We start from the raw sequence: 24,164 nt of genomic DNA on the forward strand, positions 1-24,164 counted from the left end.
AACGATCAGGCGCCGTCGAACTCGACGACGCTGTAGAAGGGCACGCGGCCAAGGCCGGCAACGTCCAGGATCGGGCCCTGGGGGCCGGTGCGGACCTGATTGACGCGGCCCGACAACTCCACCGACGGCATCTCGCCACTGTCGGTCTGCACCTCCAGGCGGTAGCGGCCATCAGCCAGGCCAAGGGCCGCCGGGTCGATGCGCAGCGGTACGCGCCCAGCCTGTCGGGGGCCGAGCTTCAGCTCGGTACGCTCGCCGCTCTCGCTGACCAGCGTCAGGCGGGTGTCGCCCGAGGCGTGCTCGAGCCGCACTTCGCCCTCGAGCACCGTCCCGTCCAGGGTCACGCTGTCGGTGGCGACCTTCACCTGCTGGCCCACCAGCCCGGCGGCGGTGAGGGTCTGCAGGTTGTCCATCAGCACCAGGTTGCCCTGGGCCAGTTGGGCCAGATTGGCCATGCTGCGCACCTGGGCGAGGTTGGCGTACTGGTTGATGTACTGGGCGCTGTCGGCAGGGTTGGTGGGGTCCTGGTTCTGGATCTGCGCGGTCATCAGGGTGATGAAGGTGTTCTCCATCTGCGCCACGTCACGCAGGTCGAAGGCGGGATTGCCCTGTACCTCCTGGCTGACTCCGGTGCGGCGGGTGGTGTCGGTGTCAATGCGGCTCATCAGGCTTCTCCCAGGCGCAGCAGGCCCTGTTGCATGCTCCGGACCCGGCTCAGCACCTCGACGCTGGTCTCGAAGCCTCGGGAGGCGGACAGCATGTCGGTCATCTCCTCGATGGGGTTCACGTCGGGGTAAAAGACGTAGCCGTCACGGTCGGCCAGCGGGTTGCCCGGCTCGTAGCGCCGACGGGGCTCGCCCTGCTCGGCGATCACATCCAGCACCTGCACCCGTGCACCGCCCAGCCCGGCCTGGCGGGACAGCTCGCCGTTCTCGTAGACGGCGGCGAACAGCGGCTTGCGCGGCCGGTACACGGCCTCGCGGCTGCCAGCGGAGGACTCGGCGTTGGCCAGGTTGCTGGCCACGGTGTTGAGGCGCACGGTCTGGGCGTTCATCGCCGAACCGGCAATGCGGTAGATGGCGTCGAAGGACATGATCAACGGCCCTCGATGGCCTGCTTGAGGCCTCGGAATTTCATGGTCAGGAAGGTCAGGCTGGTCTGGAAATCCATGGCATTGCGGGAGAACTCCGCCTGCTCCACGCCCTGCTCCACGCTGTTGCCGTCCAGCGACGGGTTGAACGGCACGCGGTACTTCAGCTTCGGCGCCTGGTCTTCAAGGCCCGGCAGCCGGTAGTCGCCCCTCTGACGCATGTGTTCGGCGAAGTCGAAGTCCCGCGCGCGAAACCCGGGGGTGGACTCGTTCGCCAGATTCGAAGAGAGGATTTCGCTGCGCTGCATGCGCAGCTCCAGTGCCCGGGCGTGAACCTGCAGGCTTTCGTCGATTCGTATACTCATGGGCCCTCGGCCTCCTAGCGGTTGGGATCGAATGCCCTATCGCAGGAAGCGTGCCGGCCCTGATAAATCTCTCTTTTTTCTTTTAATTTCAACGACTTGAGCGAGCATGAAAGCCAACCAGAACCGCTCCGACCTTCCGCTTTGCGACGCCGCGCGCGCCCGTGCGGGAAAACGCCCTTCCACCCTCTTCCTCCTCATGGCAGGGCTGGCCGCGTCCGGCGCCCAGGCCGAGACGGGGGCTGCCGGCCAGGCGCTGGCAGCGGTCGCTCAGCAGCAGGACACGCACCTCGAAGCGCTCGCGCGCAGCAAGGGTTGGCAAGGGCTGGAGCACAGCCTGGAGAGCCAGGTGCTGGGAGAAACCGATTCCCTGGCACCGTGCAGCGAGCCCCTGTCAGTGACGGCGGAAGCGGCACGGCCCGACCCACTGGCACGCCAGCGCTACCGGGTGAAGTGCCCGGCGGGCTGGCAGCGCGTGGTGGTGAGCCAGGCCAGTGCTCGCCTGCCGGTGCTGGTCAGCCGCGTCAGCATCGAACGCGGGGCGACGCTGGAGGCCTCCCAACTGGAACGCAAGGTCATGCCTTTGGAGCGCCTGCGCCAGGGCTTCCATCAGGACCCGGCGGAAGTGGTCGGCCAGAGTGCTCGGCGCAGCCTGCGCGCGGGCCAGGTGATCGGCCCGGCGAACCTGGCACCGCCGGTACTGGTCCGGCGCGGCCAGCGGGTGACGGTGTTGGCGACGGCGGGCGGGTTGAATGCCTCGGTGGAGGCCGAGGCGCTGGAGGACGGTCGCCTGGGCGAGCGCATCAAACTGCGCAACGTCTCCAGCCGCAAGCCGCTGGAGGCGAAGGTGACGGGCCCGGGGCAGGTGCGACTGCCCTGACCCGCCTCAGGCGCGCCAGGGTGCCGGTTCGCCGAAGAGCCGGCCCTGCACGCCCTGGATGCCCATTTCACGCAGCACCGCCAGTTCACCCTCGGTTTCCACGCGCTCGGCGATCAGCGGCAGGTCGATGCTGTTGGCTGCGCGTTGCATGGCCTCGATGAACAGGCGTTTGTCGTTCTCCTGGTCGATGGCGCGGATGTGGTTGCCGTCCACCTTGAGGTAGGCCAGGCCCAAGCGGGCCAGGTTGCCGATCATGCTGAAGCGCCCGCCGAAGTGTTGCAGGCTGAGGGCGAAGCCCAGTTCGCGCAGGCGCCGGGTGAGGCTTTCCAGCACGGCCTGGTCGGGCAGTTGGTCCTCTTCCAGCTCCAGGGTCAGGCGCGGCCCCAACTGCGGGTGCTGGCGCAGCAGCTCGAAGGCGCGCTCCAGGGCGGCACGGTCACGCAGCAGCGCGCCGGAGAGGTTCAGGGCCAGCGGGCGGTCGTGCCCAGCCATCTGCTCCAGCACCCGCTGCAGCATCACCAGATCGAGCCGGGCAGACCAGCCGAAGCGCTCCAGCCAGGGCAGGAAGCGGCCGGCGGCGATGCTGCCGCCCTGCCCGTCCGGCAGGCGCGAGAGCACCTTGTGGTGCAGCACGCGCTGGGGATCACGGCTGTCCACCACCGGCTGGAAGTACAGCTCGAAACGTCGGGCAGAGAGTGCGTCGTCCAGCAGGCGGTGCCAGGTGTGGCGGTCTTCGCCGCCCTGCGCCGCGTCGCTGTGCTCGACGCAGGCCCAGGCCTGGCCACCTGCGCGCTCGGCGCGGGCCAGGGCCTCGTCGGCCAGGCGCATCAGTTCGTCCTGGGCCTCGCCCGGGGCGAAGGGTGCCAGGCCGATGTGGGCCACCGGCAAGCTGTCGGTGGCGCCGGTCTCAGCCAGGCTGACCAGCGCGGCGTCGAGGCGTTCGGCCAGTTGCTCGGCCTCCTCGCGGGTCAGCCCCGCGCCCAGCAGGACGAACTCGCCGCCCCGGCTGCGGGCCAGGGGGAAGCCGGCGCCGGCGCGCTTGAGCTGCTCGGCCACGGCCTTGAGCAACTGGTCGGTGCGCGGGCCACCGAGGCGCTGGTTGAGGCCGGCGAGGTCGTTGACCCGCAGCAGCAGCAGGTAGCCGTTGCAGGCGCGCTCGTCGCTGCCCAGGCGGTCCTGCAGTTGCAGTTCGAAATAGCGGCGGTTGCCGAGGCCCGTGAGGCTGTCCTGGTAGGCCTCGTCGCGCAGGCGCTCGCTGCGTTCGGCCTGTTCCTGGAACAGCGCCTTGAGCTTCTCCACCATCTGGTTCATGGCCTGCACCACCCGGCGCAGCTCGGGGGTGCGCGGCAGTTGCGGCAGGCTGAGAAACTCGCGCCGAGCGATGGCGTGGGACTGCTCGACCATGTAGTCCAGCGGCCTGAGCTGGCGACGCAACAGCACGGCGCCCAGGCCGGCGCTGGCCAGGCCACAGACCAGCAGCCAGCCGAGGGTGCCCAGGGCGGTCTGCCAGAGCTTGGCAATGGCGAACATCGGGTGGCTCTGCACCTCGACCCGCGCGGCCTGTGTCCAGCCACGGCTGACGATGGCGTCACCTCCGGCGGACTGCAGTCCCACCAGGGCGACGAACCACTGCGGGACGTTGGCCGCCACCGCGTCCGGCACGCCGGTGCGCTCCACCATCACCTGACCGGTGGCGGTGTCGACCACGCGGATGCGCTCGAAATAGCCGCTGTCGAAGATCGAGCTGACCATCAGCTCCACCATCGCCGGGTCGTCGATGTGCGGTGTCAGCGACAGGCCCAGCGCCGTGGCGGCGTCCTGGGCGTGGGAACGCAGTTGGTTCTCGTACTGCTCCCGGGAGCTTTCCAGACTGACCATGAAGCTGCCGCTGAAGGCGACGACCAGGAACAGGCAGATGGCGATCAACAGTTGTTTGAACAGAGACATCCGGACTCCGCTATTCGCTCGTGGGAAAGCCTTCGGCTTTCATCTTCTTCAAAAGGTCCTGCCAGCGTGACAGCCGCTTGGAATCCCCCACCTGCTTGCCGCCCTTGCCGGCTAGCCACAGACCCTCGGCGTTGAAGGCGTATACCGGCAGCAGGTCGCTGCGCTGGCTGGCCGGCAGGATGCCGCCCACCAGGTTGTCCAGCACCAGGGGCACGGCGTCGGGCCGGGCGTAGTAGGTCAGCACCATGTGCGCCTGGTTCAGGCGCAGGGCCTTGACGTAGGTGATGCGCAGTTTCTCGCTGGGTACGCCGAGGTGGCGCAGGCTGATGTACTTGGCGATGGCGTAGTCCTCGCAATCGCCGGCGCCCTGGCGCAGCGCCTCCACCGGGGTGGCCCAGTAGTCCACCTGGCCCCAGGTGGCGAGGTCGTCGGTGAAGCGCAGCTTGGCGTTGAAGAAGCGGTTCACCTCTTCAAGCTGCTTCTTCTCGTCGGCGCCGGCCAGGCGGCCCAGCAGGGCCTGCCATTCATCGACCCGGGCCTTGCCGGGGCCGAGGGGGCCGTAGAGGGCTTCGGCACGGCGGCTGATGAGGGCGAAATCCCAATCGGCGTGGAGCGCACCAGCCAGCAACGCCAGCAGGCATGACGCGGCCAGCGCCAACATGCGCCACCCCCTTGCCCTGCCCACGGTCCGTCCACTGCCTTGCACCATCGCCACTGACCACCAGGCCTTGAAACCCGGCGCGCATGGTGCGGATTCAGGGCGGAAAACTCAATGGCGTTGTGCCGCTACGGCGCGGTGTTGGCGGGGGGCGCGTCGCGCTTGAGCACGCCCAGTGCCTGCACCAGGCTGGCCTGGGACAGCTCGCCCAGGTGGCTGCCGACCTGGCGCCCCTCGGCATCGAAGAACAGCGTGGTGGGCAGCGCACGGGAGCCGACCCGCTGCCCCAGCCGAGTGCCGCCGTCCAGCAGCACATGGCCGAGGGCGAGCCCCTCCTTGGCCAGGTAGTGGCGAACCGTTTCGGCGTCCTCACCCTGGTTGACGAACAGGAAGAGCACGTCGGCATGCTCTTGCGCGGCGCTGGCGAGCACCGGCATCTCACGGCGACAGGGCGGGCACCAGGTGGCCCAGAGGTTCACCACCAGCGGCTGGCCCTGGTAGTCCTCCAGCCGCACCGGCCGCCCGTCGCGGTCCTGCAGGGCCACCGGCGGCAGGCGGGTACCGCGCTCCAGCGCCTGCATCAGCGCCTGCCCCATGCCCCACAGCAACAACCCGCTGAGCAGCGCGACGCCCAGGGGCCGGCGCAGCGGCGGGCGCCGCCAGAGCAGCCAGCCGGCCAGCGCCAGGGCCGCCAGCACCCCGGGCCAGGCGATGAAGCCGCCGTCGCGGATGTCCAGCACCTGCCAGGGGGCCTCGCGGAAGTGCGAGGCATAGGCGACGACGAACGCCAGGCGCGCGCCCACCAGCGCCACCAGCAGCAGGTTGAACAGCACCGCCTCGGGGTTGTGTCCGCTGCGCCGGCCCAGCCACCAGCCGACAAGGGTGGACAGCAGCAGGCTGGCGAGGATCAGCAGGTGCGAAAGCGCCAGGGCGAACGGCCCGAGGGTGAGGGTCAGCATGGGGTCTCCGGGTTTTCTGGGGTGTGGTGCGGCCCGACGGTGGGGCGGCACCGTGCAGCAATCCGCGCAACTCTTCAAGCATGAGCCGGACTTGATCCAGCGCAGCCTTGCAGCACCTATGCTTCCCCAGAATCAGCGCATCGACGACAAGGAGTAGAACCATGCGCCTGTTCTTTCTGGGTGGGGCCGGGACGGTGACCGGCAGCAAGTACCTGCTGGACCACAACGGCAAACGACTGCTGGTGGACTGCGGGCTGTTCCAGGGCTACAAGCAACTGCGCGAGCGCAACTGGGACCACTTCCCGGTGCGCCCGCAGCGCCTGGACGCCATCGTGCTGACTCACGCCCACCTGGACCACAGCGGCTACCTGCCGGTGCTGGTGAAGGCCGGCTACCGGGGGCCGATCTACGCCACCGAAGCCACCTGCGAGCTGGCGCGCATCCTCCTGCTGGACAGCGGGCGGCTGCAGGAAGAGGAAGCCGAGTTCGCCAACCGCCACGGCTTCTCCCGCCATGCCCCGGCGCTGCCGCTGTACACCGAGGAAGACGCCGAGCGCACCCTGCGCCTGCTGCGCCCGCTGCCCTTCAACCGCAGCGTGGACATCCTCGGTGACCTGCGGGTGACCATGCGCCCGGCCGGCCACATTCTCGGCGCGGCCAGCGTGGAGCTGCGTGCCGGCGACATCACCCTGGGCTGCTCCGGCGATGTCGGCCGCCCCGACGATGCGCTGATGCTGCCCCCGCAGCCGCTGCAGGCCGCCGACTACCTGCTGGTGGAGTCCACCTACGGCAACCGCCACCACACCCCGACGATGGCCGAGGACCAGTTGGCCGAGGTGATCAGCCGCACCGCCCTGCGCCGGGGCATCACCGTGATCCCGGCCTTCGCCGTGGGCCGCGCGCAACTGCTGCTGCACCTGATCGACAAGCTCAAGCGCGCCGGGCGCATCCCCGACCTGCCGATCTACCTCAACAGCCCCATGGCCACCGATGTGACCGCGCTCTACCAGCGCTATCGCGACCTGCACCGGCTCAACGCCGAGGACTGCCTGGGCATGTGCAAGGTGGCGCACATCGTGCGTTCGGTGGACGAATCCAAGCGCCTGGACGAGATGCGTGCGCCCTCGGTGATCATCGCCGGCAGCGGCATGGCCACCGGCGGCCGGGTGCTGCACCACCTGAAATCCCTGGCGCCCGACCCGCGCAACACCATCCTGCTGTCCGGCTACCAGGCCGGCGGCACCCGTGGCGCGCTGATCGCCGGCGGCGCCGACAAGGTGCGCATCCACGGTGTGGACGTGCCCATCCGCGCCGAGGTGGTCCAACTGGAGAACCTCTCCGCCCACGCCGATGCTGACGAGATCCTCGACTGGCTGCGCCAGTTGCCCAAGCCGCCGAAGCACACCTACGTGGTTCACGGTGAACCGGACGCCGCCGACTGCCTGCGCCGGCGCATCACCCAGGAGCTGGGCTGGTCGGCCTCGGTGGCGGAACATCGCCAGCGCGTGAACCTCGAATGAGGATCGAGTGACAGCCCGGCAATCGGCACAACGTCGGGCTTGCCGTCACGGAAAAAATTACGCAGAGTGTAAATAGATTATGAAAACAACAGCGTCGGCGGCCTCCCCGACTGGCGCGTGACCTTGCGAGAGCCCGCCATGGACCTCTACACCTATTACCGCTCCACCTCCTCTTACCGGGTACGCATCGCCCTGGCACTGAAGGGGCTGGAGGTCCACATGCTCCCGGTCAACCTGATCAAGGACGGCGGCGAACACCGCCAGCCGGCCTACCGCGCCATCAACCCCCAGGGCCGCGTGCCCGCGCTGCGTACTGACGAAGGCGCGGTGCTGATCCAGTCCCCGGCTATCCTCGAATACCTCGACGAACACCACCCCGAGCCCGCCCTGCTGCCCGGCGATGCGCTGCAGCGCGCCCGCCAGCGCCAGGTCACGGCGCTGATCGGCTGCGACATCCACCCGCTGCACAACGTGGCCGTGCTCAACCGTCTGCGGCAGATGGGCGCCGATGAAGCCACCGTCAACGATTGGATCGCCCACTGGATCGGCGAGGGCCTGGCGGCGGTGGAAGCGCTGATCGGCGACTCCGGCTACTGCTTCGGCAACGCACCGGGCATGGCCGACGTCTACCTGCTGCCGCAGGTGTATGCCGCCCGCCGCTTCAACGTGGACCTCTCCGGCTACCCGCGTATCCTGAGGGTCGAACGCCTGGCGCTGGAGCACCCTGCCTTCCGCGCCGCCCACCCGGACGCCCAGGCCGACAAGCCGGCCTGAGGAGCGCACCCATGCAGAGCCTCGCTTTCAAGGTCACCATCGGCGACCACCTCGCGCGCAGCGTGCGCGGGGTGTCCTGCGCGCCGCCGCGAAGCGTTTGATCGACCGACAGACGCCTTCAACCTTTCGCGGCGCGACCGCAACCTGATCCGAGGAGCCATGCCATGGCCGACATCTTTGAAAACCCCATGGGGCTGATGGGCTTCGAGTTCATCGAACTCGCCTCCCCCACCCCCAACGTCCTTGAGCCGGTGTTCGCCGCCATGGGCTTCACCAAGGTGGCCACCCACCGCTCCAAGGATGTGCACCTGTACCGCCAGGGCGAGATCAACCTGATCCTCAACAACGAGCCCAAGAGCCAGGCCGCCTACTTCGCCGCCGAGCACGGGCCCTCCGTGTGCGGCATGGCCTTCCGTGTGAAGAATGCTCACCAGGCCTATGCCCGTGCCCTTGAGCTGGGCGCCCAGCCCATCGAGATTCCCACCGGGCCGATGGAGCTGCGCCTGCCGGCGATCAAGGGCATCGGCGGCGCGCCGCTGTACCTGATCGACCGCTTCGGCGAGGGCTCGTCGATCTACGACATCGACTTCGAGTTCATCGAAGGCGTGGACCGCAACCCCAAGGGCGCGGGCCTGAAGATCATCGACCACCTCACCCACAACGTGTACCGCGGCCGCATGGCCTACTGGGCGGACTTCTACGAGAAGCTGTTCAACTTCCGCGAGATTCGCTACTTCGACATCAAGGGCGAGTACACCGGGCTGACCTCCAAGGCAATGACCGCGCCGGACGGCATGATCCGCATCCCGCTCAACGAGGAATCCTCCAAGGGCGCCGGGCAGATCGAGGAGTTCCTGATGCAGTTCAACGGCGAGGGCATCCAGCACGTGGCCTTCCTCACCGACGACCTGATCAGCACCTGGGACAACCTCAAGGCCCTGGGCATGCGCTTCATGACCGCACCGCCCACCACCTACTACGAAATGCTCGAAGGCCGCCTGCCCAACCACGGCGAGCCGGTGGACGCCCTGCAGTCACGCGGCATCCTGCTGGACGGCACCTCCGAAGGCGGCGAACGCCGGCTGCTGCTGCAGATCTTCTCGGAGACCCTGCTAGGCCCGGTGTTCTTCGAGTTCATCCAGCGCAAGGGCGACAGCGGCTTCGGTGAGGGCAACTTCAAGGCCCTGTTCGAATCCATCGAACGCGACCAGATCCGCCGGGGCGTGCTCGCCACCGAGTGAGTCATCGCCCTAACGAGAAAGCCCGCATCAAGCGGGCTTTTTCATGACTGCCATCCAGGCACCGCCCCTACGCCCGAACGGCGCCGCGCCGGTTTGTGGGAGCGGTTTCGACCGCGAAAGCGCTTCGCCCTTACAACTGCACGAGGCCTACCGGACGCCCTCACTCACGTCGGACGCCCCCCCGCCATCCGCGCGGTGATGGTTTCGGCCGCCTGCTTCAGCAACTCCGCCGCGCGGCCGCTGGTCTCGGCATGGAAGCCGCTGGCGGCGCCCACCACCGTGATCACCCCGGCGATCTGCTCGCCGACCGCGAACACCGGCGCGGACAGCGCGTTGACCCCCGGCATCAACAAGCCGTGCACGTGGTGCAGGCCGCTGGCGCGGATCTCCGCGACCTGCGCTGCCAGGGCCTTGGCATCGGGTACACCGGGCAGGTGCGCCTCCTCCTCCCGCAGCGGCGCGAACTCCGCCTCCGGCAGGTAGCTGGCGAACACCAGGCCGGTGGAGGAGCCCAGCAGCGGCAGCACCGAGCCCACGCGGGTCACCAGGGTCACCGCGCGCAGCGGCTGCTCCACATGCACCACCGTCGGACCCTTGTTGCCCCACACGGCCAGGAAGCAGGTCTCGTTGAGTTCATCGCGCAGGGCCGACAGCGTCGGCGTGGCGGCACGCACCACATCCAGCCCGCCGATGGCGGCCAGGCCGACGAACAGCGCCTCGGGCCCCAGGCCGTAGTGGTTGGTGGTGGCGTCCTGGGCGGCGAAGCCGCTGGCGATCAGCGCCTGCAGGTAGCGATGGACCTTGGCCGCCGGCATGCCCAGGTGCTCTGCCAGCCGTGACAGCGACGTGGCCGGCGCCAGCTGGGCCAGGCCCTTGAGGATCTCGGTGCCGACTTCCGCCGCCTGCACCTTCTGTCGCTTGGACGCCTCGGCGTCGTCCTTCTGGATGGCCATGCACTGCCCCGCTTCGCTTAGGAGGCCGCTGTTATAGCTTGACCCCTTCCGGCTTTCAAATTACGTTATACGTAATTCAATTACAAAAAACAGAGGCCATCCATGTCACCCGCGCTGCCCTCCTCCGACCTGCACTACCTGAGCGGTTTCAACAACGAGTTCGCCAGCGAGGCCCTGCCGGGCGCCCTGCCCATCGGCCAGAATTCCCCGCAGCGCGCGCCCTATGGCCTGTATGCCGAGCAGTTCTCCGGCACCGCCTTCACCGTGCCGCGCGCCGAAGCCCGCCGCACCTGGCTGTACCGCATCCGTCCTTCTGCCGCGCACCCGCGCTTCGTGCGCCTGGAGCGGCAGATTCCCGGCCGCGAGATGGGCCCGGTCAACCCCAATCGCCTGCGCTGGAACCCCCACCCCATTCCCCAGGCCCCCACCGACTTCCTCGACGGCCTGCTGACCCTGGTCGCCACCGCCGATGCCGAGCAGGCCAGCGGTGTCAGCGTGCACCTCTATTGCGCCAACGCCTCCATGGAGCGGGTGTTCTTCAACGCCGACGGCGAATGGCTGATCGTCCCCGAGCAGGGCCGCCTGCGCCTGGTCACCGAACTGGGCGTGCTGGAGGTGGAGCCGCTGGAGATCGCCGTCATCCCCCGCGGCATGAAGTTCCGTGTCGAGCTGCTGGACGCCAGCGCCCGCGGCTACATCTGCGAGAACCACGGCGCGGCCCTGCGCATCCCCGACCTCGGCCCCATCGGCAGCAACGGCCTGGCCAACCCCCGCGACTTCCTCGCCCCCGTGGCCCGCTACGAAGACCTGGAAGCCCCCACCGTGCTGGTGCAGAAGTACCTCGGTGAACTCTGGGCCACCACCCTCGGCCACTCGCCGCTGGACGTGGTCGCCTGGCACGGCAACAACGTGCCCTACAAGTACGACCTGCGCCTGTTCAACACCATCGGCACAGTCAGCTACGACCACCCGGACCCGTCGATCTTCACCGTGCTCACCTCGCCCAGCGACACCCCCGGCATGGCCAACGTCGACTTCGTGATCTTCCCGCCGCGCTGGATGGTGGCCGAGAAGACCTTCCGCCCGCCGTGGTTCCACCGCAACCTGATGAACGAGTTCATGGGGCTCATCCAGGGCGCGTACGATGCCAAGGCCGACGGCTTCGCCCCAGGCGGTGCCTCGCTGCACACCTGCATGAGCGCCCACGGCCCGGACAACGCCAGCACCACCGCCGCCATCGCCGCCGAGCTCAAGCCGCACAAGCTCGACCACACAATGGCCTTCATGTTCGAGACCGGCCGCGTGCTGCGCCCCAGCCGCTACGCCCTCGAATGCGCCGCCCTGCAGAGCGACTACGATGCCTGCTGGGACGGCATGGCCAAGACCTTCGACAAGGGCAGGATCTGATCGATGACCTCTCACGACACCCGCACCAGTTGGATCGAATCGGCCAACGGCCACCCCGACTTCCCCCTGCAGAACCTGCCGCTGGGCATCTTCAGCCCGGCCGGCGGCACCCCGCGTGGCGGCGTCGCCATCGGCGCGCACATCTTCGACCTGAAGATCGCCAGCACCGCCGGCCTGTTCGACGGTGAGGCCGCCGAAGCCGCCCGTGTCGCCGCCGGTGAAGACCTCAACGCCTTCTTCGCCCTCGGCGCCAACGCCCGCCGCGCCCTGCGCCGCCAGTTGCAGGAGCTGCTCGCCGCAGCCAGCCCCGCCCAGGCCCGCCTGGAAGCCCTCGGCACCGAGCTGCTGCCGCTGGCTGCTGACTGCCAACTGCACCTGCCGGCACGCATCGGCGACTACACCGACTTCTACGTCGGCATCCACCACGCTAACAACGTCGGCCGGCTGTTCCGCCCGGACAACCCGCTGCTGCCCAACTACAAGTACGTGCCCATCGGCTACCACGGCCGCGCCTCCACCGTGTGCGTCTCCGGCACCCCGGTACACCGCCCCAACGGCCAGACCCTGCCACCGGGCGCCGAAGTGCCGAGCTTCGGCCCCAGCAAGCGCCTGGACTACGAACTGGAGCTGGGCATCTGGATCGGCCAGGGCAACGCCATGGGCGAAGCCATAGAGATCGGCCGCGCGGCCGAGCACATCGCCGGCTTCTGCCTGCTCAACGATTGGTCCGCCCGGGACCTGCAGGCCTGGGAATACCAGCCGCTGGGGCCCTTCCTGGCGAAGAACTTCGCCACCACGGTTTCGCCCTGGGTGGTGACCGCCGAGGCGCTGGAGCCCTTCCGCACCCCGCAACCGGCCCGCCCGGCCGGCGACCCGCAGCCGCTGCCCTACCTGCTGGACGCGGCCGACCAGGCCAACGGCGCCTTCGACATCAAGCTGGAAGTGCTGCTGCAGAGCGCCGCCATGCGCGAGCAGGGCATCGCCCCGGTGCGCCTGGCCCTCTCCAACACCCAGCACATGTACTGGACCGTGGCACAACTGGTGGCCCACCACGCCGTGGGCGGCTGCAAGCTGCAAGCGGGCGACCTGTTCGGTTCCGGCACCCTGTCCGGCCCCGAGCCGGATGCCTTCGGCAGCCTGCTGGAGAGCACCTTCGGCGGCAAACAGCCGCTGACCCTGCCCGGCGGCGAGCAGCGCACCTTCCTGCAGGAAGGCGACGAAGTGATCCTCAAGGCCTGGTGCGAACGCGACGGCCTGCCCCGCATCGGCTTCGGCGAGTGCCGCGGCCGCATCCTCTGATGCCCGGCCCCATCCCGCCTGGCGCGGGATGGGGCGCTCGCTCTACCTACCGCGTCTAGTTCACCTCGGGCAACGGCACGCCGTTGGGCCAGAGCAGCCACAGGCGGCCGTCCTGCTTCATGTGGCCGGCCAGTTCGCCCGCCTCATCCCCCGTGCCCCAGAACAGGTCGGCACGCACCTCGCCGACGATGGCACCGCCGGTGTCCTGGGCCGCCACCGGGCGGGTGACCGGGGTGCCGTCCGGGCGGGTGGTCTCCAGCCACATCAGGCTGCCGAGGGGAATCACCTTGCGGTCGATGGCCACGCTGTAGCCGGCGGTCAGCGGCACGTTCAACGAACCACGGGGGCCTTCGGGGCTGTCCGGCCGGGTGACGAAGAACACGTAGCTGGGGTTGCTCGCCAGCAGCTCCGGCACCCGCGTCGGGTTGGCACGGGCCCAGTCGCGGATGGCGCCCATGTTCACCTCCTCCTTCTTCAGGTAGCCCTGCTCCACCAGCCAGCGCCCCACCGGGCGATACGGGTGGCCGTTCTGGTCGGCGTAGGCGACGCGGATCTGGCTGCCGTCCTCCAGGCGGATGCGGCCGGAGCCCTGGATCTGCAGGAACTGCAGGTCCATCGGGTCACCCAGCCAGGCCAGCACCGGGCCGGCATCGGGCTTCTCGCGCAGGGTGGCGGCATCGTCATAGGGCTTGAGCACACGCCCCTCCAGGCGGCCGCGCAGGCGCTTGCCCTTCAGCTCGGGGTACTGGGACTCCAGCGCCACCACGATCAGGTCGTCCGGCACGCCCAGCACCGGCACCGTCATCTGCTCGGAGCGGGCCAGGCTGCCCGGGTAGACGGGCTCGTAGTAGCCGGTGATCAGCCCGCGCTCGCCCTCGCCGGAACGCAGGCTGTAGAGCGACAGGCGCGCCTGCAGAAAGGTGCGTACCGCAGCCGGGTCGTCCGCGACACCCACGGCCTCGGCACACACCGGGCCCCACACCGGGTCGCGGGCCAGGCGCTCGCACGCAGAGCGCCAGGTATTGAAGCCGGCCAGCAGGTCGGCATCACTCACCGGCGGCAGGTCGCTCCAGGCCACGCCCTGATAGCGCGGCAGCACGGGGGCTTCGGGTTTCGGGGTGTCGTCGCAGCCGGCGAGCAGCAGGAAGGGAGCCAGGGCAAAGGGCCACAGGCGGCGCAGGCGGGAAAGGGACTGGATCAAACGTCGGGTTCCTGGCTGGCAGAAAAGAAGCGCGCAGCTTGGGGGAGCCCACCGGCAACGTCAAACGCTGGCCCCTTGCCGTCACCGGCACAGCTCGCCGCTGCGCGCTATCCATGGCAGGCTTGCCCGGCCCTGTCTTGCCCCGGAGTGACGATGTCCGACCTCAACGACCCCCGCGTCTTCTTCGCCGCCGAGCGCACCCTGCTCGCCTGGAACCGCACCAGCCTCGCGTTGATGGCCTTCGGTTTCGCCATCGAGCGCACCGGCCTGCTGCTGCACCTGCTGCAGCCCGAGCACGCCCAGAGCCTGCAGAATCGCGCGTCCTACTGGGTCGGCCTGGCCCTGCTGCTGCTCGGCGCCTGGTGCGCCTGCTGGTCCTCGCTGCAGTACCGCAAGGTGCTGCGCACCCTCAGGCCCATCGAGATTCCCGAGGGCTACAGCGTCAACTCCGGCCCGCTGATCAACTTCGGCATCGCCCTGCTGGGGCTCGCCCTCGGCGTCTTTCTGCTGCTCGGATACGCCTGACGGCACACCACCGCATCGCGCCGTGGGCCTGTACCGGTACATCGAGGCCCTGTCTAACGCCGATATCCCGGGCTGAAGCCCGGGCTACGAGAGGCGCCCCGCACTCCGAGGCGACATACGGTGTCAGCGCATCGCATGGGCGCGATGCGGTTCGCCGAGCTCACCGCATCCTACGGGCGTGTCCATCAGGCGAGCGTCGTGGCCCGCTCCGGTAGGGTGGAAGGCGCTCTTTCCATCCACCGGCGAGGCCCCGCCTGACGCCGATTTCCCGGGCTGAAGCCCGGGCTACAAGAGGCGCCCCGCACTCCGAGGCGACATGCGGTGCCAGCGCATTGCATCGGCGCGATGCGGTTCGCTGGGCTCACCGCATCCTACGGAGCCTGCCCATCAGGCCGGGGGCGGTTTCACCGCGGCTGGCGGGCTGTGTCACTATCGCGCCTCCCTGGCGGCGCCCCCGGTGGCGCCGCGCCTTCGTCGGTACAAGGAAAATCGCGCTTGGACACCTCGGTATTCCTGGTGGTGATGGCCGCCGCTGCGCTGCATGCGGGCTGGAACGCGCTGCTGAAGATCGGCCTCGATCGCCTGCTCACCGCCACGCTGATCCAGCTCGCCGCCGGGCTGATCGCACTTTGCGCCCTGCCCTTCGTGGCCGTGCCCGAGGCGGCGGCCTGGCCGTGGATCGCGCTCTCGGCGCTGCTGCACATCGGCTACAACAACTTTCTCGCACGCGCCTACCAATACGGCGACCTCGGCCAGGTCTACCCCATCTCCCGGGGCAGTTCGCCGCTGCTGGTGGCGCTGCTCTCGCTGCTGTTCCTCAACGACGGCCTCGGCCTGCCGGAACTGGCCGGGCTGCTGACCCTGGTGGCCGGCATCTGGCTGATGGCCTGGCGCGGTGGGCGCACCCGCGCGGGGTTGAGCCGGGGCATGCTGACCTGCTCGCTGCTGACCGCTGTCTTCATCGCCGGCTACACCCTGGCCGATGCCCAGGGCGCACGCAGCAATGGTGATGCGCTGTCCTACGCAGTGTGGCTGTTCGCGGTGAACGGGGCGGTGATGACAGTGGCCATCGTGGTGCAGCGGGGGCCGGGCGTGTTGCGGCAACTGGGGCCTTACTGGCGCGGCGGGCTGGCGGGCGGGGCGATGTCGCTGCTGGCCTACGGCATCGTCATCTGGGCGATGACCCTGGCGCCGGTGGCGATGGTCTCGGCCTTGCGGGAAACCAGCGTGGTGTTCGCCCTGCTGATCGGGCGGGTGTTCCTCAAGGAACCGATGCCGCCGGTGCGGCTGCTGGCGTGCGGGGTGATCGCGATGGGCGTGGTGGTGATGAAGCTGGGGTAGCGGCCCCGCAGCGCAGGGCCGCCCGGGGTCAGCCGCAACTGACGCCCTTGATCAGGTTGGCGTTGTCGGTGTCCAGGTTCAGGCGATGGGAGTTGTACTCCAGGGTCATCACACTGCCCGGCTTCAGCACGCGAACGTCGGCGGCGCCAGCGGCACGGCGGGCCTCTTCGACGCGCTCCGGGGTGGCGGCCTGGCCGATCAGGGCACGGGCCGGGGCCGAGGAGCAGCGGCCGTCGGTGGTCGGGTCCGCCTGGGTGGTGGCCGGGGCGGCCTGGGTCTCGGCAGGTTTGTCGGTCGGGGCGCTGGTGGAGCTGCAACCGGCCAGCAGGGCCGCCGCCATGGCCAGGCCGAGGGTGATGGAAGTGCGAGACATACTGCGTTCCTCTTGTTGAAGGCAAAGCCGAATCCGGGTGGCCGGGACGGGCGCCGAGCGCGAGCATCCGAGCTGCTGCGACGGCCGCCGTTCCCCGGCGGGTCGGGCATTGTAGCCTGAGCCCGGTGCCCTGCCGGGAGCCCCTTGGGTGAAATACCGTAACGCTTCACTTCGGGCCCACAGCCGGCGTGCCCTGGGCGCCCGTCCGCCGGGTTTGACCGGCGCCCGCGGCTGCGGCCTAATGCGCGCCCGCCCCGACGCTCCGAGACGGCCATGCCCACCCCCAACGTACGCCCCAGCACCCTGCGCCTGCCGCCCGGCCCCTGGTCGACGCTGCTGGATGGGCTGTGTGCGCGCTTTCCCGCCATCGACCGCGCCACCTGGCTCGACCGCCTGGCACGGGGCCGGGTGACCGATGCCGACGGCCACGCGCTGGATGCCGATACGCCGTACCGGGCCGGCGAGCTGGTGCGCTACTTCCGCGAGGTGCCCCAGGAGCGCGACATCCCCTTCGAGGAGCGCGTGCTCTATCAGGACGATCACCTGGTGGTGGCCGACAAGCCGCACTTCCTGCCGGTGATGCCCGCCGGGGAATACGTCGAGCAGACGCTCCAGGCGCGCCTCACCAAACGCCTGGGCAACCCGCACCTGGTGCCCATCCACCGCATCGACCGGCACACCGCCGGGCTGGTGCTGTTCTCCTGCGAGCCGAGCACGCGGGGCGCCTACCAGGCGCTGTTCCGCGAGCGCGAGGTGCACAAGCGCTACGAAGCCGTGGCCGCGCCGCTGCCGCAACTGGATTTCCCGCTGGTGCGGCGCACGCGCCTGGAGCCGGGCGAGCCGTTCTTCCGCATGTGCGAAACGGACGGGCCGCCCAACAGCGAAACCCGCCTGGAAGTGATCGAACGCGGCAGCCGACACTGGCGCTATGCGCTCTACCCGGTCACCGGGCGCAAGCACCAGCTACGGGTGCAAATGGCCGGCCTGGGCGCCGGCATCCTCCATGACCTGTTCTACCCCGAGCTGCTGGACGCCCGAGACCAGCACGACGACCACGCCCGCCCCCTGCAACTGCTGGCCCGCGCCCTGGCCTTCCGCGACCCGCTGAGCGGCCGCGACCTGCAGTTCGAGAGCGAGCTGCACCTGCTACCGCTGGACTGACGCGCCTACGGAGCGCCTCTGAAAACTACCTGCGTTGTCATCGCGGCGTTAAAAACCTGCTCGTGCGCGAGTCCGATCAAAATGCTCATCGACCCCACGTAAGCTGCGCTTTTTCGCCGGTTTGACGCGCTGATGCGCGCCCTTCGGGCCAGCCTTCGGCTGTTACTCCCGTTGGTCGTTGCGCCTTGCGCTGACGGCCTCGCCTGCGCTTTTTGAGGCGCCCTACAGCAACTGGTGCTTGTGCAGCAGGCGATAGAAGGTCGGGCGGGAGATGCCCAGCACCCGCGCCGCCAGGCTCAGGTTGTTGCCGTAGCGCGCCAGGGCATCGCACAGCGCCTGGTACTCCGCGCGGCGCTTGTAGTCCTCCAGCGTGCCGATCACCCCGCCATCGGCCGGCGCGCTGTGCAACCCCAGGTCCGCCGCCTCCACCTGCACGCCATCCGCCAGTGCATAGCCCCGGCGCACCCGCCCGGCCAGCTCACGCACATTGCCCGGCCAGTGGTGGCGCACCAGCGCGGTGAGCGCCTCCTCGCTGAAGTGTCGAGGGCGGCCGTGGGTGGCCATGGCGTACTGCGCCAGGAAGTGCTCGGCCAGCAGGGCGATGTCCCCCTGGCGGCGGCGCAGCGGGGTCAGCCGCACCGTGTGGCTGGCCAGCCACTGGTACAGCTCCGGCAGAAAACGGCCCTGCTCGGCCAGCAGTTCAAGGTCCCGGTCGGTGGCGGCCAGCAGGCGCACATCCAGGCTCAGCCAGCCCTCTGCCCTGCGCAGGCGATGGCTGCGCAGGGCCAGCAGCAGACGTTGCTGGGTCAGCAGCGGCAGCTCCGCCACCGAGTCGAGGAACAGGCAGCCGCCGTTGGCCGCCTCCACCGCGCCACCCTCCCCCAGCAGCGCGTGCTCTTCCTCCGGCTCGCCACGCACCCCGCACCTGAAGGCCACGAACGGTGCCTCGGCCCGCCGCGAGGTGCGGTGCAGCGCGCGCGCCACCAGCTCCTTGCCGGTGCCGCTCTCCCCCAGCACCAGCACCGGGCGCTCCTGCCCGGCAAGTCGCGCCAGTTGCTTGCGCAGCTCCCGCAGGGGCCGGCTCTGGCCCACCAGCTCCGGCTCGCCGCGCGGGCGCCCCACCTGCCCACGCAACCGCGCAATGCCGAACGCCCGGCCCAGCAGCCCCTGCAAGCGGCCGGCATCCACCGGCATCGGCAGGGTGTCGAAGAACCACTCCCCGGCGAAGTCCTCAGCCTGCTCCTGGCGGGCCATGTCCGGCCCGAGCAGGCCGATCCACTCGGTGCCACTGCGGCTGATGAGCGCCCGGATGCGTTCCGGGTGGTCCAGGTGCTCGCGACGCAGGCGCACCAGGCCCACATCGCAGCCTGGCTCGGAGCCGTGGCGCAGGTCCCGGCTTTCCACCGTCCAGCCGCTGGCCCGGAGCCTGGGCATCAGCCGTTGGCACTCGTCGCAGGGGTCGATCAGAAGAAGGCGTTTCGGGGTCTGGGTGATGTTTTCCAACATATCCCGTCCTTGGCGCCAAATTTTTGAATTATCAACAAAAACAACATGTTGGCGCGTCAACCTGTAACGCTAGCAAGAATCTTGACGCGCCATGGAACCCTTCTCCATAACCGCTATCGCGAATAGATATGAAGGGAAAAACCGTGAATACCTACAAGAAATATCCCTTACAAATGAAGGTAATAGCACCTTGCCAACCTAGGAATTGATTGGCATAACGTAAGAAATTCCGAAAAGCGTACAAGGAAGTATCGAATGCGCATTCTCCGCCGTGCACTGATCCTGCTGGTTCTGCTCCTGCTCGCGGGGCTCGCCGTCGTCCTCTATTACATCGCCAACCCCAATCTCCCCGTCTACCAGGCGCCGGAGAAGGTCAACTACCTCGACCAATGGGACGCGCAATCCCGCCAGACCTACTACTACACGCCCCAGGGCACCACGGTTAAGGGCCTGCGCTACGACTGGTTCACCGCGCTGGAGCTGCCCTTCTCCAGCGAGAAGTTCGCCCGCCCCGAGTACCTGGCCCGCTTCGGCTTCCTCGTCGACCCGCAGCAGCAGCCCACCGAGCTGAACCCCGGCAACCTGCCCGTGGGTTTCGCCCGGCATGAAGACAACGACACCGGCCAGCAGTACCTGGACATCACCTGCTCCGCCTGCCACACCGGCGAACTGCACTACAAAGGCCAGGCCATCCGCATCGACGGCGGTGCCGCCCTGCACTCCCTCGCCTCCACCGTGCCCACCCTCAAGGGCGGCGGTTTCGGCCAGGCGCTGGGCATGAGCATGGCCTTCACCTACTACAACCCGCTCAAGTTCAACCGCTTCGCCAAGACCGTGCTCGGCGAGGAGTACCCCGAGGGCAAGGACGAACTGCGCCGCGACTTCAAGGATGTGCTCGACCGCCTGCTGGGCACCGCCTGGAACGACACCCACCGTGGCCTCTACCCCACCGAGGAAGGCTTCGGCCGCACCGACGCCTTCGGTCGCATCGCCAACAGCGTGTTCGGCGACGCCATCGACCCGTCCAACTACCGCATCGCCAACGCCCCGGTGAGCTACCCCCAGGTGTGGGACATCTGGAAGTTCGACTGGGTGCAGTGGAACGGCTCCGCCATGCAGCCCATGGCACGCAACATCGGCGAAGCCCTCGGCGTGGGCGCCAGCCTCACCCTGCACGAGGAGAACGGCCAACCCGTGCCCCTCGACCAGCGCTACAGCTCCAGCACCCGCGTGCGCGACCTGTACACCCTGGAAGAGACCCTCAAGCGCCTCAAACCGCCGACCTGGCCGGAAGAGGTGCTCGGCAAGATCGACCTGCCCCGCGCCAGCAAGGGTCGCGCCCTGTTCGCCGAGAACTGCGCCTACTGCCACGCCCCCAACCCGCAGCCGGAAGAAAAGCGCCTGGCCCCCACCCGCGACCCGGAGTGGAAGCTGCGCATGATCAGCACCCAGGAGATCGGCACCGACCCCACCACCGCCGACAACATCGCCGACCACCGCTTCGACGTGACCAAGCTCGGCTGGACCAAGGAGCAGCTCGCCCAGCTCGACGTCCGCCTGTTCGGTGCCGACCTCAAGGACATCGACTTCGCCAGGATCTCCAGCGCCAAGGGCCTGGCCTACCTCACTGCCTACGTCGAGAACCGCGCCTACGAGCAGGCCGGCATCAGCGGCGAGGAGCGCAAGCAGATGGACGGCTACGGCCTGCCCATCGGCGTGCGTGAACTGCGCGCCTACAAGGCCCGCCCGCTGGAGGGCATCTGGGCCACCCCGCCCTTCCTGCACAACGGCTCGGTGCCGACGATCTTCCAACTGCTCTCCCCGGTGTACGAGCGCGCCACCACCTTCTACGTCGGCAACTTCGAGTACGACCCGCAGTTCGCCGGCTTCCGCACCGAAGCCTTCCCCGGCGGCTTCCTCTTCGACACCCGTATCACCGGCAACCACAACAGCGGCCACGAATTCCGCGACGGCTGCCGGGGCAACGGCGTGATCGGCCGCGCCCTCTCGCCAGACGAGCGCCTGGCGCTAATCGAATACCTCAAGGTGCTGGGCAACGAACGCCTCGAATCGCAGCTCGCCCCCGAGCCCGTGCGCCCCTGGACGCCCGGGCCGAACTGCCAGGGCTGAGCCAGGGCCCGCCACCGGCGGGCCTGCGCCCACCCAGAACCACCCGCCTGCGGGCAAGCCAACAACAAGGACCAAGCGCTCATGCTCAAACGTTTATGGCTCTGGCTCGGACGCCTGCTCGGCAGGCTCCTCTTCATCACCGCCGCCGTCGGCCTCATCGGCTGGGGCATCGGCAGCCTCTACTACGGCTGGAAGTTCTCCGGCCCCGTCTCCACCGAGGAGCAGATCCCGCCCACCGAGGCGGCCGACACCCGCGCCATCATCGAAGACGCCATGCGCGTGGTGGAGCAGCACCGCGACAACACCCGCGTCCTGCGGGATGCCCACGCCAAGGCCCATGGCTGCGTGAAGGCCGAGGTCACCGTGGCGCCCGACCTGGCCGCCGACCTGCGCGCCGGCGTGCTCGCCGAACCGGGCAAGACCTGGCAGGCCTGGATGCGCCTCTCCAACGGCAACGCCTACCCGCAGTTCGACAGCACCCGCGACGCACGCGGCATGGCCATCAAACTGCTCGACGTGCCCGGCCAGAAGCTCATGCCCAGCCCGGCCCACGCCAACGAGCAGGACTTCGTCATGTTCAACCACCCGGTGTTCTTCATCCGCGACGTGGCCGAGTACCGCAGCAACTTCGAAGCCCAGGCCAACGGCCAGAAGGTCGGCGCCTTCTTCCCCAGCCTCGACCCGCGCACCTGGGAGATCCGCCACATGCTGATCGCCCTGCAGACCCTCGCCCCGGCCCCGGACAGCCCCACCGACACCGTCTACAGCTCCGTCTCCCCGTACAAGCTGGGCCAGGCCAACATCAAGTACCGCGTCATCCCCGACCCGCAGGCCTGCCCCGAGTACACCCTGCCCAAGCAGAACACCGACCTGCCCAACTTCCTACGCAACGCCCTGTACCAGCGCCTCTCCCTCGATCGCGTACCGGCCTGCTTCGCCCTCCAGGTGCAGGTGCAGAACCCGCAGCACTACATGCCCATCGAGGACACCAGCGTGGAATGGAGCGAGAAGATCTCCCCGTTCCAGACCGTCGCCACCATCAAGGTCCCCGCCCAGGACTTCGATAGCCGCGAGCAGAACGAATTCTGCGACAACCTCTCCTTCAACCCCTGGCACGCCCTCCCCGAACACCGCCCCATCGGTGGCATCAACCGCCTGCGCAAAGCGGTGTATGAGGCGGTGAGTGCGTATCGGCATGAGCGGAATGGGGTTGCGCAGGACGGGGACGGAGTGAAGCCGTAGGGACATGGCAACGACTGGCTGAACCATGGGAGTCAGCCAGTCAGCGCCACACGGATTGGCAACTGACTGGTAGACTCCCGCCCCGCCTTCATTCCTGCCTCGGAAGCCCATGGACACTCGACTTGCCGGCTTGATCGCCGACTACCAGGCCGCCGTTCGTGAAGTGGTCGACGCGATGCAATGCTCTGGTCTTGAGCTGCCCGCCTCCAATGACGACTGGGCCGGCAACGACATGGAACAACAGGGCGAACTGGCCGGTGGCATCCCCTACTTCAAACACGGGTGTGGCTGCGCGGCTCGGCTGCCATCGGGAATCGCCGTGGATTTCGATTTTGGCGACAACGGTGAAATCGACGGTGTAGAAGCGTGGCGTCTGGCGGGCTTTGCTGGCTCACGGCTTCGGGATTACGGATTCGACGATGAAAGCGCCTTGATCGCCTGCTTCAAGGCGGCAGTGGAGCGCGGTGAATTGGTGTACTCGGGGTACATCCTCTATTACCTGAAGCGCCCCTGACCCTCGGTGCGACGCGGGCTTCAAGACGGTGAGCTGAAGCCCACCCTACGCGCCCTCCTTGAATCCTCTGCGTGCTTGCCCTCCCCGCCCCACCTCCCTATCCTTCGCCGGTCGCGGTAAATCCCGCGACCGGGTTTGACAGCCTGTTGTCTGGGCGCGATTGCGCCACTGGTGCATACGAAAAACGGCGTACGTTTTTTGTAGGCCCATGCACGTATGCAACTTTTACAGTTGCGCCGCTCTATGGCAGATCGCGCGGGGAGACCCTTGCGGTCTGCCGGTTCCTGGACCCGGTCTGTCAACCCCGCGCGGTCTGCCACCTTTCGATTGACAGCGAACAGTGGCAGCTCCTAACCCGTCCAGAGGAGCTTCACCATGCAAGACGCATATACCCCCGTTGTTTTTCTGCGCTACGCCTACCAACTCCGTGCCGTGATGGTCGACAACCGCCCCTGGTTCGTCGCCGAGGATTTCGCGCGGCTGATCGGTGCGCTGCGCCCCTATCGCCTGCCCCAGCGGGTGGACCCGCACAACCGGCGGGCGCTGTTCCTGCTGCACCAGTCCGGCGCCCGCGAGGAGGTGGAGGTGATCAGCGATGCCGGGGCCTACCAGGCGCTGTACCGCTTCCACCACCCGGAGCACCGGGCCATCAGCCAGTGGCTGAGCGAACAGGTGGTGCCAACGCTGCACGACCGCCATCGGGATGCAGAGGCGGCGCCCCGCCGGGCCTACATGTGCTGGGCCAACCAGCCGATCAACGTGCTGAGCTGGCAGGGGGATGTCTGGATCAACCGGCAGGACCTGCCGGTCTTCCTCGCCAGCCTCGACGAGCCGGCATTGCGCACTGACGCCAGTTGGCGGCAAGCGCCCTGGTAAATCGCTGACAGACGGGCCCTTCGGGGCCCGTTTTCATTTGGGGTGGTGGGATGGGTGCGGGCGGTTGCGGGGTGACGCGGGCGGGCGGGGCGTAGGGTGGACCGCGCTTTATCGGTCCACCGTTTGGTGTGAGCTGGGCATGGCGGTGGGACGGTCGGCGCGGCTTGGGGTTGATGCGGTTCGCTGAGCTCACCGCATCCTACGG

23 protein-coding genes are annotated in these 24,164 nt (G+C 68.5%); 13 read left to right on the plus strand and 10 right to left on the minus strand.

Annotated elements, in window-relative coordinates; genetic code table 11:
• Positions 1-5 precede the first annotated feature (5 nt).
• Genes A7D27_RS18830 through flgB form a run of 3 tightly spaced genes read right to left on the minus strand, consistent with a single transcriptional unit; the run spans position 6 to position 1,455 of the window.
• Positions 6-665 carry a flagellar hook capping FlgD N-terminal domain-containing protein gene (locus A7D27_RS18830; protein ID WP_069560194.1) on the minus strand — a complete coding sequence of 220 codons (660 nt, stop codon included), beginning with the start codon at positions 663-665 and terminating at the stop codon, positions 6-8.
• Positions 665-1,093: a flagellar basal body rod protein FlgC gene (flgC, locus tag A7D27_RS18835; protein ID WP_069565734.1), complete on the minus strand. Its 429-nt coding sequence runs from the start codon at positions 1,091-1,093 to the stop codon at positions 665-667. Before flgC ends, A7D27_RS18830 begins: the two co-directional genes overlap by 1 nt.
• A 2-nt stretch (positions 1,094-1,095) precedes the next feature.
• Positions 1,096-1,455 carry a flagellar basal body rod protein FlgB gene (gene flgB, locus A7D27_RS18840; protein WP_069560196.1) on the minus strand — a complete coding sequence of 120 codons (360 nt, stop codon included), beginning with the start codon at positions 1,453-1,455 and terminating at the stop codon, positions 1,096-1,098.
• A gap of 106 nt (positions 1,456-1,561) precedes the next feature.
• Between flgB and flgA the strand changes: the two genes are divergently transcribed.
• A complete protein-coding gene (gene flgA / locus A7D27_RS18845) occupies positions 1,562-2,332 on the plus strand; it encodes a flagellar basal body P-ring formation chaperone FlgA (protein WP_083265700.1) in 771 nt (256 codons plus the stop codon).
• Between the two features lie 6 nt (positions 2,333-2,338).
• Here the strand turns inward: flgA and lapD are convergent, their stop codons facing one another.
• The 3 genes from lapD to A7D27_RS18860 form a co-directional block, all read right to left on the minus strand.
• Entirely contained in the window at positions 2,339-4,279 is a 1,941-nt protein-coding gene (lapD, locus tag A7D27_RS18850; protein WP_069560197.1) for a cyclic di-GMP receptor LapD, read from the minus strand.
• A gap of 10 nt (positions 4,280-4,289) precedes the next feature.
• Complete coding sequence (gene lapG, locus A7D27_RS18855) at positions 4,290-4,940, minus strand: cysteine protease LapG (protein WP_069560198.1); 651 nt, start codon at positions 4,938-4,940, stop codon at positions 4,290-4,292.
• Between the two features lie 125 nt (positions 4,941-5,065).
• Positions 5,066-5,896, minus strand: a complete 831-nt coding sequence (locus A7D27_RS18860) for a TlpA disulfide reductase family protein (RefSeq protein WP_069565735.1) — start codon at positions 5,894-5,896, stop codon at positions 5,066-5,068.
• 161 nt (positions 5,897-6,057) lie between these two features.
• Between A7D27_RS18860 and A7D27_RS18865 the strand changes: the two genes are divergently transcribed.
• The 3 genes from A7D27_RS18865 to hppD all read left to right on the plus strand — a co-directional run bounded on the left by A7D27_RS18865 (position 6,058) and on the right by hppD (position 9,431).
• Positions 6,058-7,416 carry an MBL fold metallo-hydrolase RNA specificity domain-containing protein gene (locus tag A7D27_RS18865; protein WP_069560200.1) on the plus strand — a complete coding sequence of 453 codons (1,359 nt, stop codon included), beginning with the start codon at positions 6,058-6,060 and terminating at the stop codon, positions 7,414-7,416.
• Between the two features lie 138 nt (positions 7,417-7,554).
• Complete coding sequence (gene maiA / locus A7D27_RS18870; RefSeq protein ID WP_069560201.1) at positions 7,555-8,190, plus strand: maleylacetoacetate isomerase; 636 nt, start codon at positions 7,555-7,557, stop codon at positions 8,188-8,190.
• Between the two features lie 164 nt (positions 8,191-8,354).
• Complete coding sequence (hppD, locus tag A7D27_RS18875) at positions 8,355-9,431, plus strand: 4-hydroxyphenylpyruvate dioxygenase (RefSeq protein ID WP_069560202.1); 1,077 nt, start codon at positions 8,355-8,357, stop codon at positions 9,429-9,431.
• A 164-nt stretch (positions 9,432-9,595) separates the two neighbouring features.
• On the opposite strand, the gene A7D27_RS18880 is transcribed toward hppD, so the two are convergent.
• A complete protein-coding gene (locus A7D27_RS18880) occupies positions 9,596-10,384 on the minus strand; it encodes an IclR family transcriptional regulator (RefSeq protein WP_069565736.1) in 789 nt (262 codons plus the stop codon).
• Between the two features lie 102 nt (positions 10,385-10,486).
• On the opposite strand from A7D27_RS18880, the gene hmgA reads away from it, so the two are divergent.
• Positions 10,487-11,791 carry a homogentisate 1,2-dioxygenase gene (hmgA, locus tag A7D27_RS18885; RefSeq protein ID WP_069565737.1) on the plus strand — a complete coding sequence of 435 codons (1,305 nt, stop codon included), beginning with the start codon at positions 10,487-10,489 and terminating at the stop codon, positions 11,789-11,791.
• A gap of 3 nt (positions 11,792-11,794) precedes the next feature.
• Positions 11,795-13,090, plus strand: a complete 1,296-nt coding sequence (gene fahA / locus A7D27_RS18890) for a fumarylacetoacetase (RefSeq protein ID WP_069565738.1) — start codon at positions 11,795-11,797, stop codon at positions 13,088-13,090.
• Between the two features lie 55 nt (positions 13,091-13,145).
• Here the strand turns inward: fahA and A7D27_RS18895 are convergent, their stop codons facing one another.
• The gene (locus tag A7D27_RS18895; protein ID WP_139134132.1) at positions 13,146-14,291 is read right to left on the minus strand and encodes a murein transglycosylase A; all 1,146 of its coding nucleotides are present in this window, start codon (positions 14,289-14,291) and stop codon (positions 13,146-13,148) included.
• Between the two features lie 153 nt (positions 14,292-14,444).
• Between A7D27_RS18895 and A7D27_RS18900 the strand changes: the two genes are divergently transcribed.
• Both A7D27_RS18900 and A7D27_RS18905 read left to right on the plus strand, forming a co-directional pair.
• On the plus strand, positions 14,445-14,816 hold the full coding sequence (locus tag A7D27_RS18900) for a YidH family protein (protein ID WP_069560207.1): 372 nt from the start codon (positions 14,445-14,447) through the stop codon (positions 14,814-14,816).
• Between the two features lie 495 nt (positions 14,817-15,311).
• Complete coding sequence (locus A7D27_RS18905) at positions 15,312-16,157, plus strand: EamA family transporter (protein WP_069565739.1); 846 nt, start codon at positions 15,312-15,314, stop codon at positions 16,155-16,157.
• Positions 16,158-16,185: 28 nt separating this feature from the next.
• Here the strand turns inward: A7D27_RS18905 and A7D27_RS18910 are convergent, their stop codons facing one another.
• Positions 16,186-16,530: an I78 family peptidase inhibitor gene (locus A7D27_RS18910; RefSeq protein WP_069565740.1), complete on the minus strand. Its 345-nt coding sequence runs from the start codon at positions 16,528-16,530 to the stop codon at positions 16,186-16,188.
• Positions 16,531-16,803: 273 nt separating this feature from the next.
• Between A7D27_RS18910 and A7D27_RS18915 the strand changes: the two genes are divergently transcribed.
• A complete protein-coding gene (locus A7D27_RS18915) occupies positions 16,804-17,691 on the plus strand; it encodes a pseudouridine synthase (protein WP_069565741.1) in 888 nt (295 codons plus the stop codon).
• A gap of 222 nt (positions 17,692-17,913) precedes the next feature.
• Here the strand turns inward: A7D27_RS18915 and A7D27_RS18920 are convergent, their stop codons facing one another.
• Positions 17,914-19,197 (minus strand): sigma-54 dependent transcriptional regulator, encoded by a 1,284-nt coding sequence (locus tag A7D27_RS18920; protein WP_069560211.1) that lies wholly within the window; start codon positions 19,195-19,197, stop codon positions 17,914-17,916.
• Between the two features lie 255 nt (positions 19,198-19,452).
• Here A7D27_RS18920 and A7D27_RS18925 point away from each other — a divergent pair, with 255 nt between their 5' ends.
• The 4 genes from A7D27_RS18925 to A7D27_RS18940 all read left to right on the plus strand — a co-directional run bounded on the left by A7D27_RS18925 (position 19,453) and on the right by A7D27_RS18940 (position 23,959).
• Positions 19,453-21,327 (plus strand): di-heme-cytochrome C peroxidase, encoded by a 1,875-nt coding sequence (locus tag A7D27_RS18925; RefSeq protein WP_069565742.1) that lies wholly within the window; start codon positions 19,453-19,455, stop codon positions 21,325-21,327.
• 81 nt (positions 21,328-21,408) lie between these two features.
• Positions 21,409-22,569 (plus strand): catalase family protein, encoded by a 1,161-nt coding sequence (locus A7D27_RS18930; protein ID WP_069565743.1) that lies wholly within the window; start codon positions 21,409-21,411, stop codon positions 22,567-22,569.
• Positions 22,570-22,678: 109 nt separating this feature from the next.
• The gene (locus A7D27_RS18935) at positions 22,679-23,083 is read left to right on the plus strand and encodes a hypothetical protein (RefSeq protein ID WP_069565744.1); all 405 of its coding nucleotides are present in this window, start codon (positions 22,679-22,681) and stop codon (positions 23,081-23,083) included.
• A 375-nt stretch (positions 23,084-23,458) separates the two neighbouring features.
• The gene (locus A7D27_RS18940; protein ID WP_069565745.1) at positions 23,459-23,959 is read left to right on the plus strand and encodes a BRO family protein; all 501 of its coding nucleotides are present in this window, start codon (positions 23,459-23,461) and stop codon (positions 23,957-23,959) included.
• Positions 23,960-24,164: the final 205 nt, after the last annotated feature.

Origin of the sequence: Pseudomonas sp. 1D4, from assembly GCF_001728925.1 — a bacterium.
Taxonomy (GTDB): domain Bacteria; phylum Pseudomonadota; class Gammaproteobacteria; order Pseudomonadales; family Pseudomonadaceae; genus Metapseudomonas; species Metapseudomonas otitidis.

Coding starts and splice junctions, on each gene's coding strand:
- hppD (WP_069560202.1), top strand. CDS start 8,355: ATGGCCGACATCTTTGAAAACCCCATGGGGCTGATGGGCTTCGAGTTC.
- A7D27_RS18880 (WP_069565736.1), bottom strand. CDS start 10,384: ATGGCCATCCAGAAGGACGACGCCGAGGCGTCCAAGCGACAGAAGGTG.
- A7D27_RS18920 (WP_069560211.1), bottom strand. CDS start 19,197: ATGTTGGAAAACATCACCCAGACCCCGAAACGCCTTCTTCTGATCGAC.
- A7D27_RS18915 (WP_069565741.1), top strand. CDS start 16,804: ATGCCCACCCCCAACGTACGCCCCAGCACCCTGCGCCTGCCGCCCGGC.
- A7D27_RS18925 (WP_069565742.1), top strand. CDS start 19,453: ATGCGCATTCTCCGCCGTGCACTGATCCTGCTGGTTCTGCTCCTGCTC.
- fahA (WP_069565738.1), top strand. CDS start 11,795: ATGACCTCTCACGACACCCGCACCAGTTGGATCGAATCGGCCAACGGC.
- A7D27_RS18830 (WP_069560194.1), bottom strand. CDS start 665: ATGAGCCGCATTGACACCGACACCACCCGCCGCACCGGAGTCAGCCAG.
- A7D27_RS18930 (WP_069565743.1), top strand. CDS start 21,409: ATGCTCAAACGTTTATGGCTCTGGCTCGGACGCCTGCTCGGCAGGCTC.
- A7D27_RS18865 (WP_069560200.1), top strand. CDS start 6,058: ATGCGCCTGTTCTTTCTGGGTGGGGCCGGGACGGTGACCGGCAGCAAG.
- A7D27_RS18935 (WP_069565744.1), top strand. CDS start 22,679: ATGGACACTCGACTTGCCGGCTTGATCGCCGACTACCAGGCCGCCGTT.
- A7D27_RS18860 (WP_069565735.1), bottom strand. CDS start 5,896: ATGCTGACCCTCACCCTCGGGCCGTTCGCCCTGGCGCTTTCGCACCTG.
- A7D27_RS18910 (WP_069565740.1), bottom strand. CDS start 16,530: ATGTCTCGCACTTCCATCACCCTCGGCCTGGCCATGGCGGCGGCCCTG.
- A7D27_RS18940 (WP_069565745.1), top strand. CDS start 23,459: ATGCAAGACGCATATACCCCCGTTGTTTTTCTGCGCTACGCCTACCAA.
- lapD (WP_069560197.1), bottom strand. CDS start 4,279: ATGTCTCTGTTCAAACAACTGTTGATCGCCATCTGCCTGTTCCTGGTC.
- flgA (WP_083265700.1), top strand. CDS start 1,562: ATGAAAGCCAACCAGAACCGCTCCGACCTTCCGCTTTGCGACGCCGCG.
- flgC (WP_069565734.1), bottom strand. CDS start 1,093: ATGTCCTTCGACGCCATCTACCGCATTGCCGGTTCGGCGATGAACGCC.
- hmgA (WP_069565737.1), top strand. CDS start 10,487: ATGTCACCCGCGCTGCCCTCCTCCGACCTGCACTACCTGAGCGGTTTC.
- flgB (WP_069560196.1), bottom strand. CDS start 1,455: ATGAGTATACGAATCGACGAAAGCCTGCAGGTTCACGCCCGGGCACTG.
- lapG (WP_069560198.1), bottom strand. CDS start 4,940: ATGTTGGCGCTGGCCGCGTCATGCCTGCTGGCGTTGCTGGCTGGTGCG.
- A7D27_RS18900 (WP_069560207.1), top strand. CDS start 14,445: ATGTCCGACCTCAACGACCCCCGCGTCTTCTTCGCCGCCGAGCGCACC.
- maiA (WP_069560201.1), top strand. CDS start 7,555: ATGGACCTCTACACCTATTACCGCTCCACCTCCTCTTACCGGGTACGC.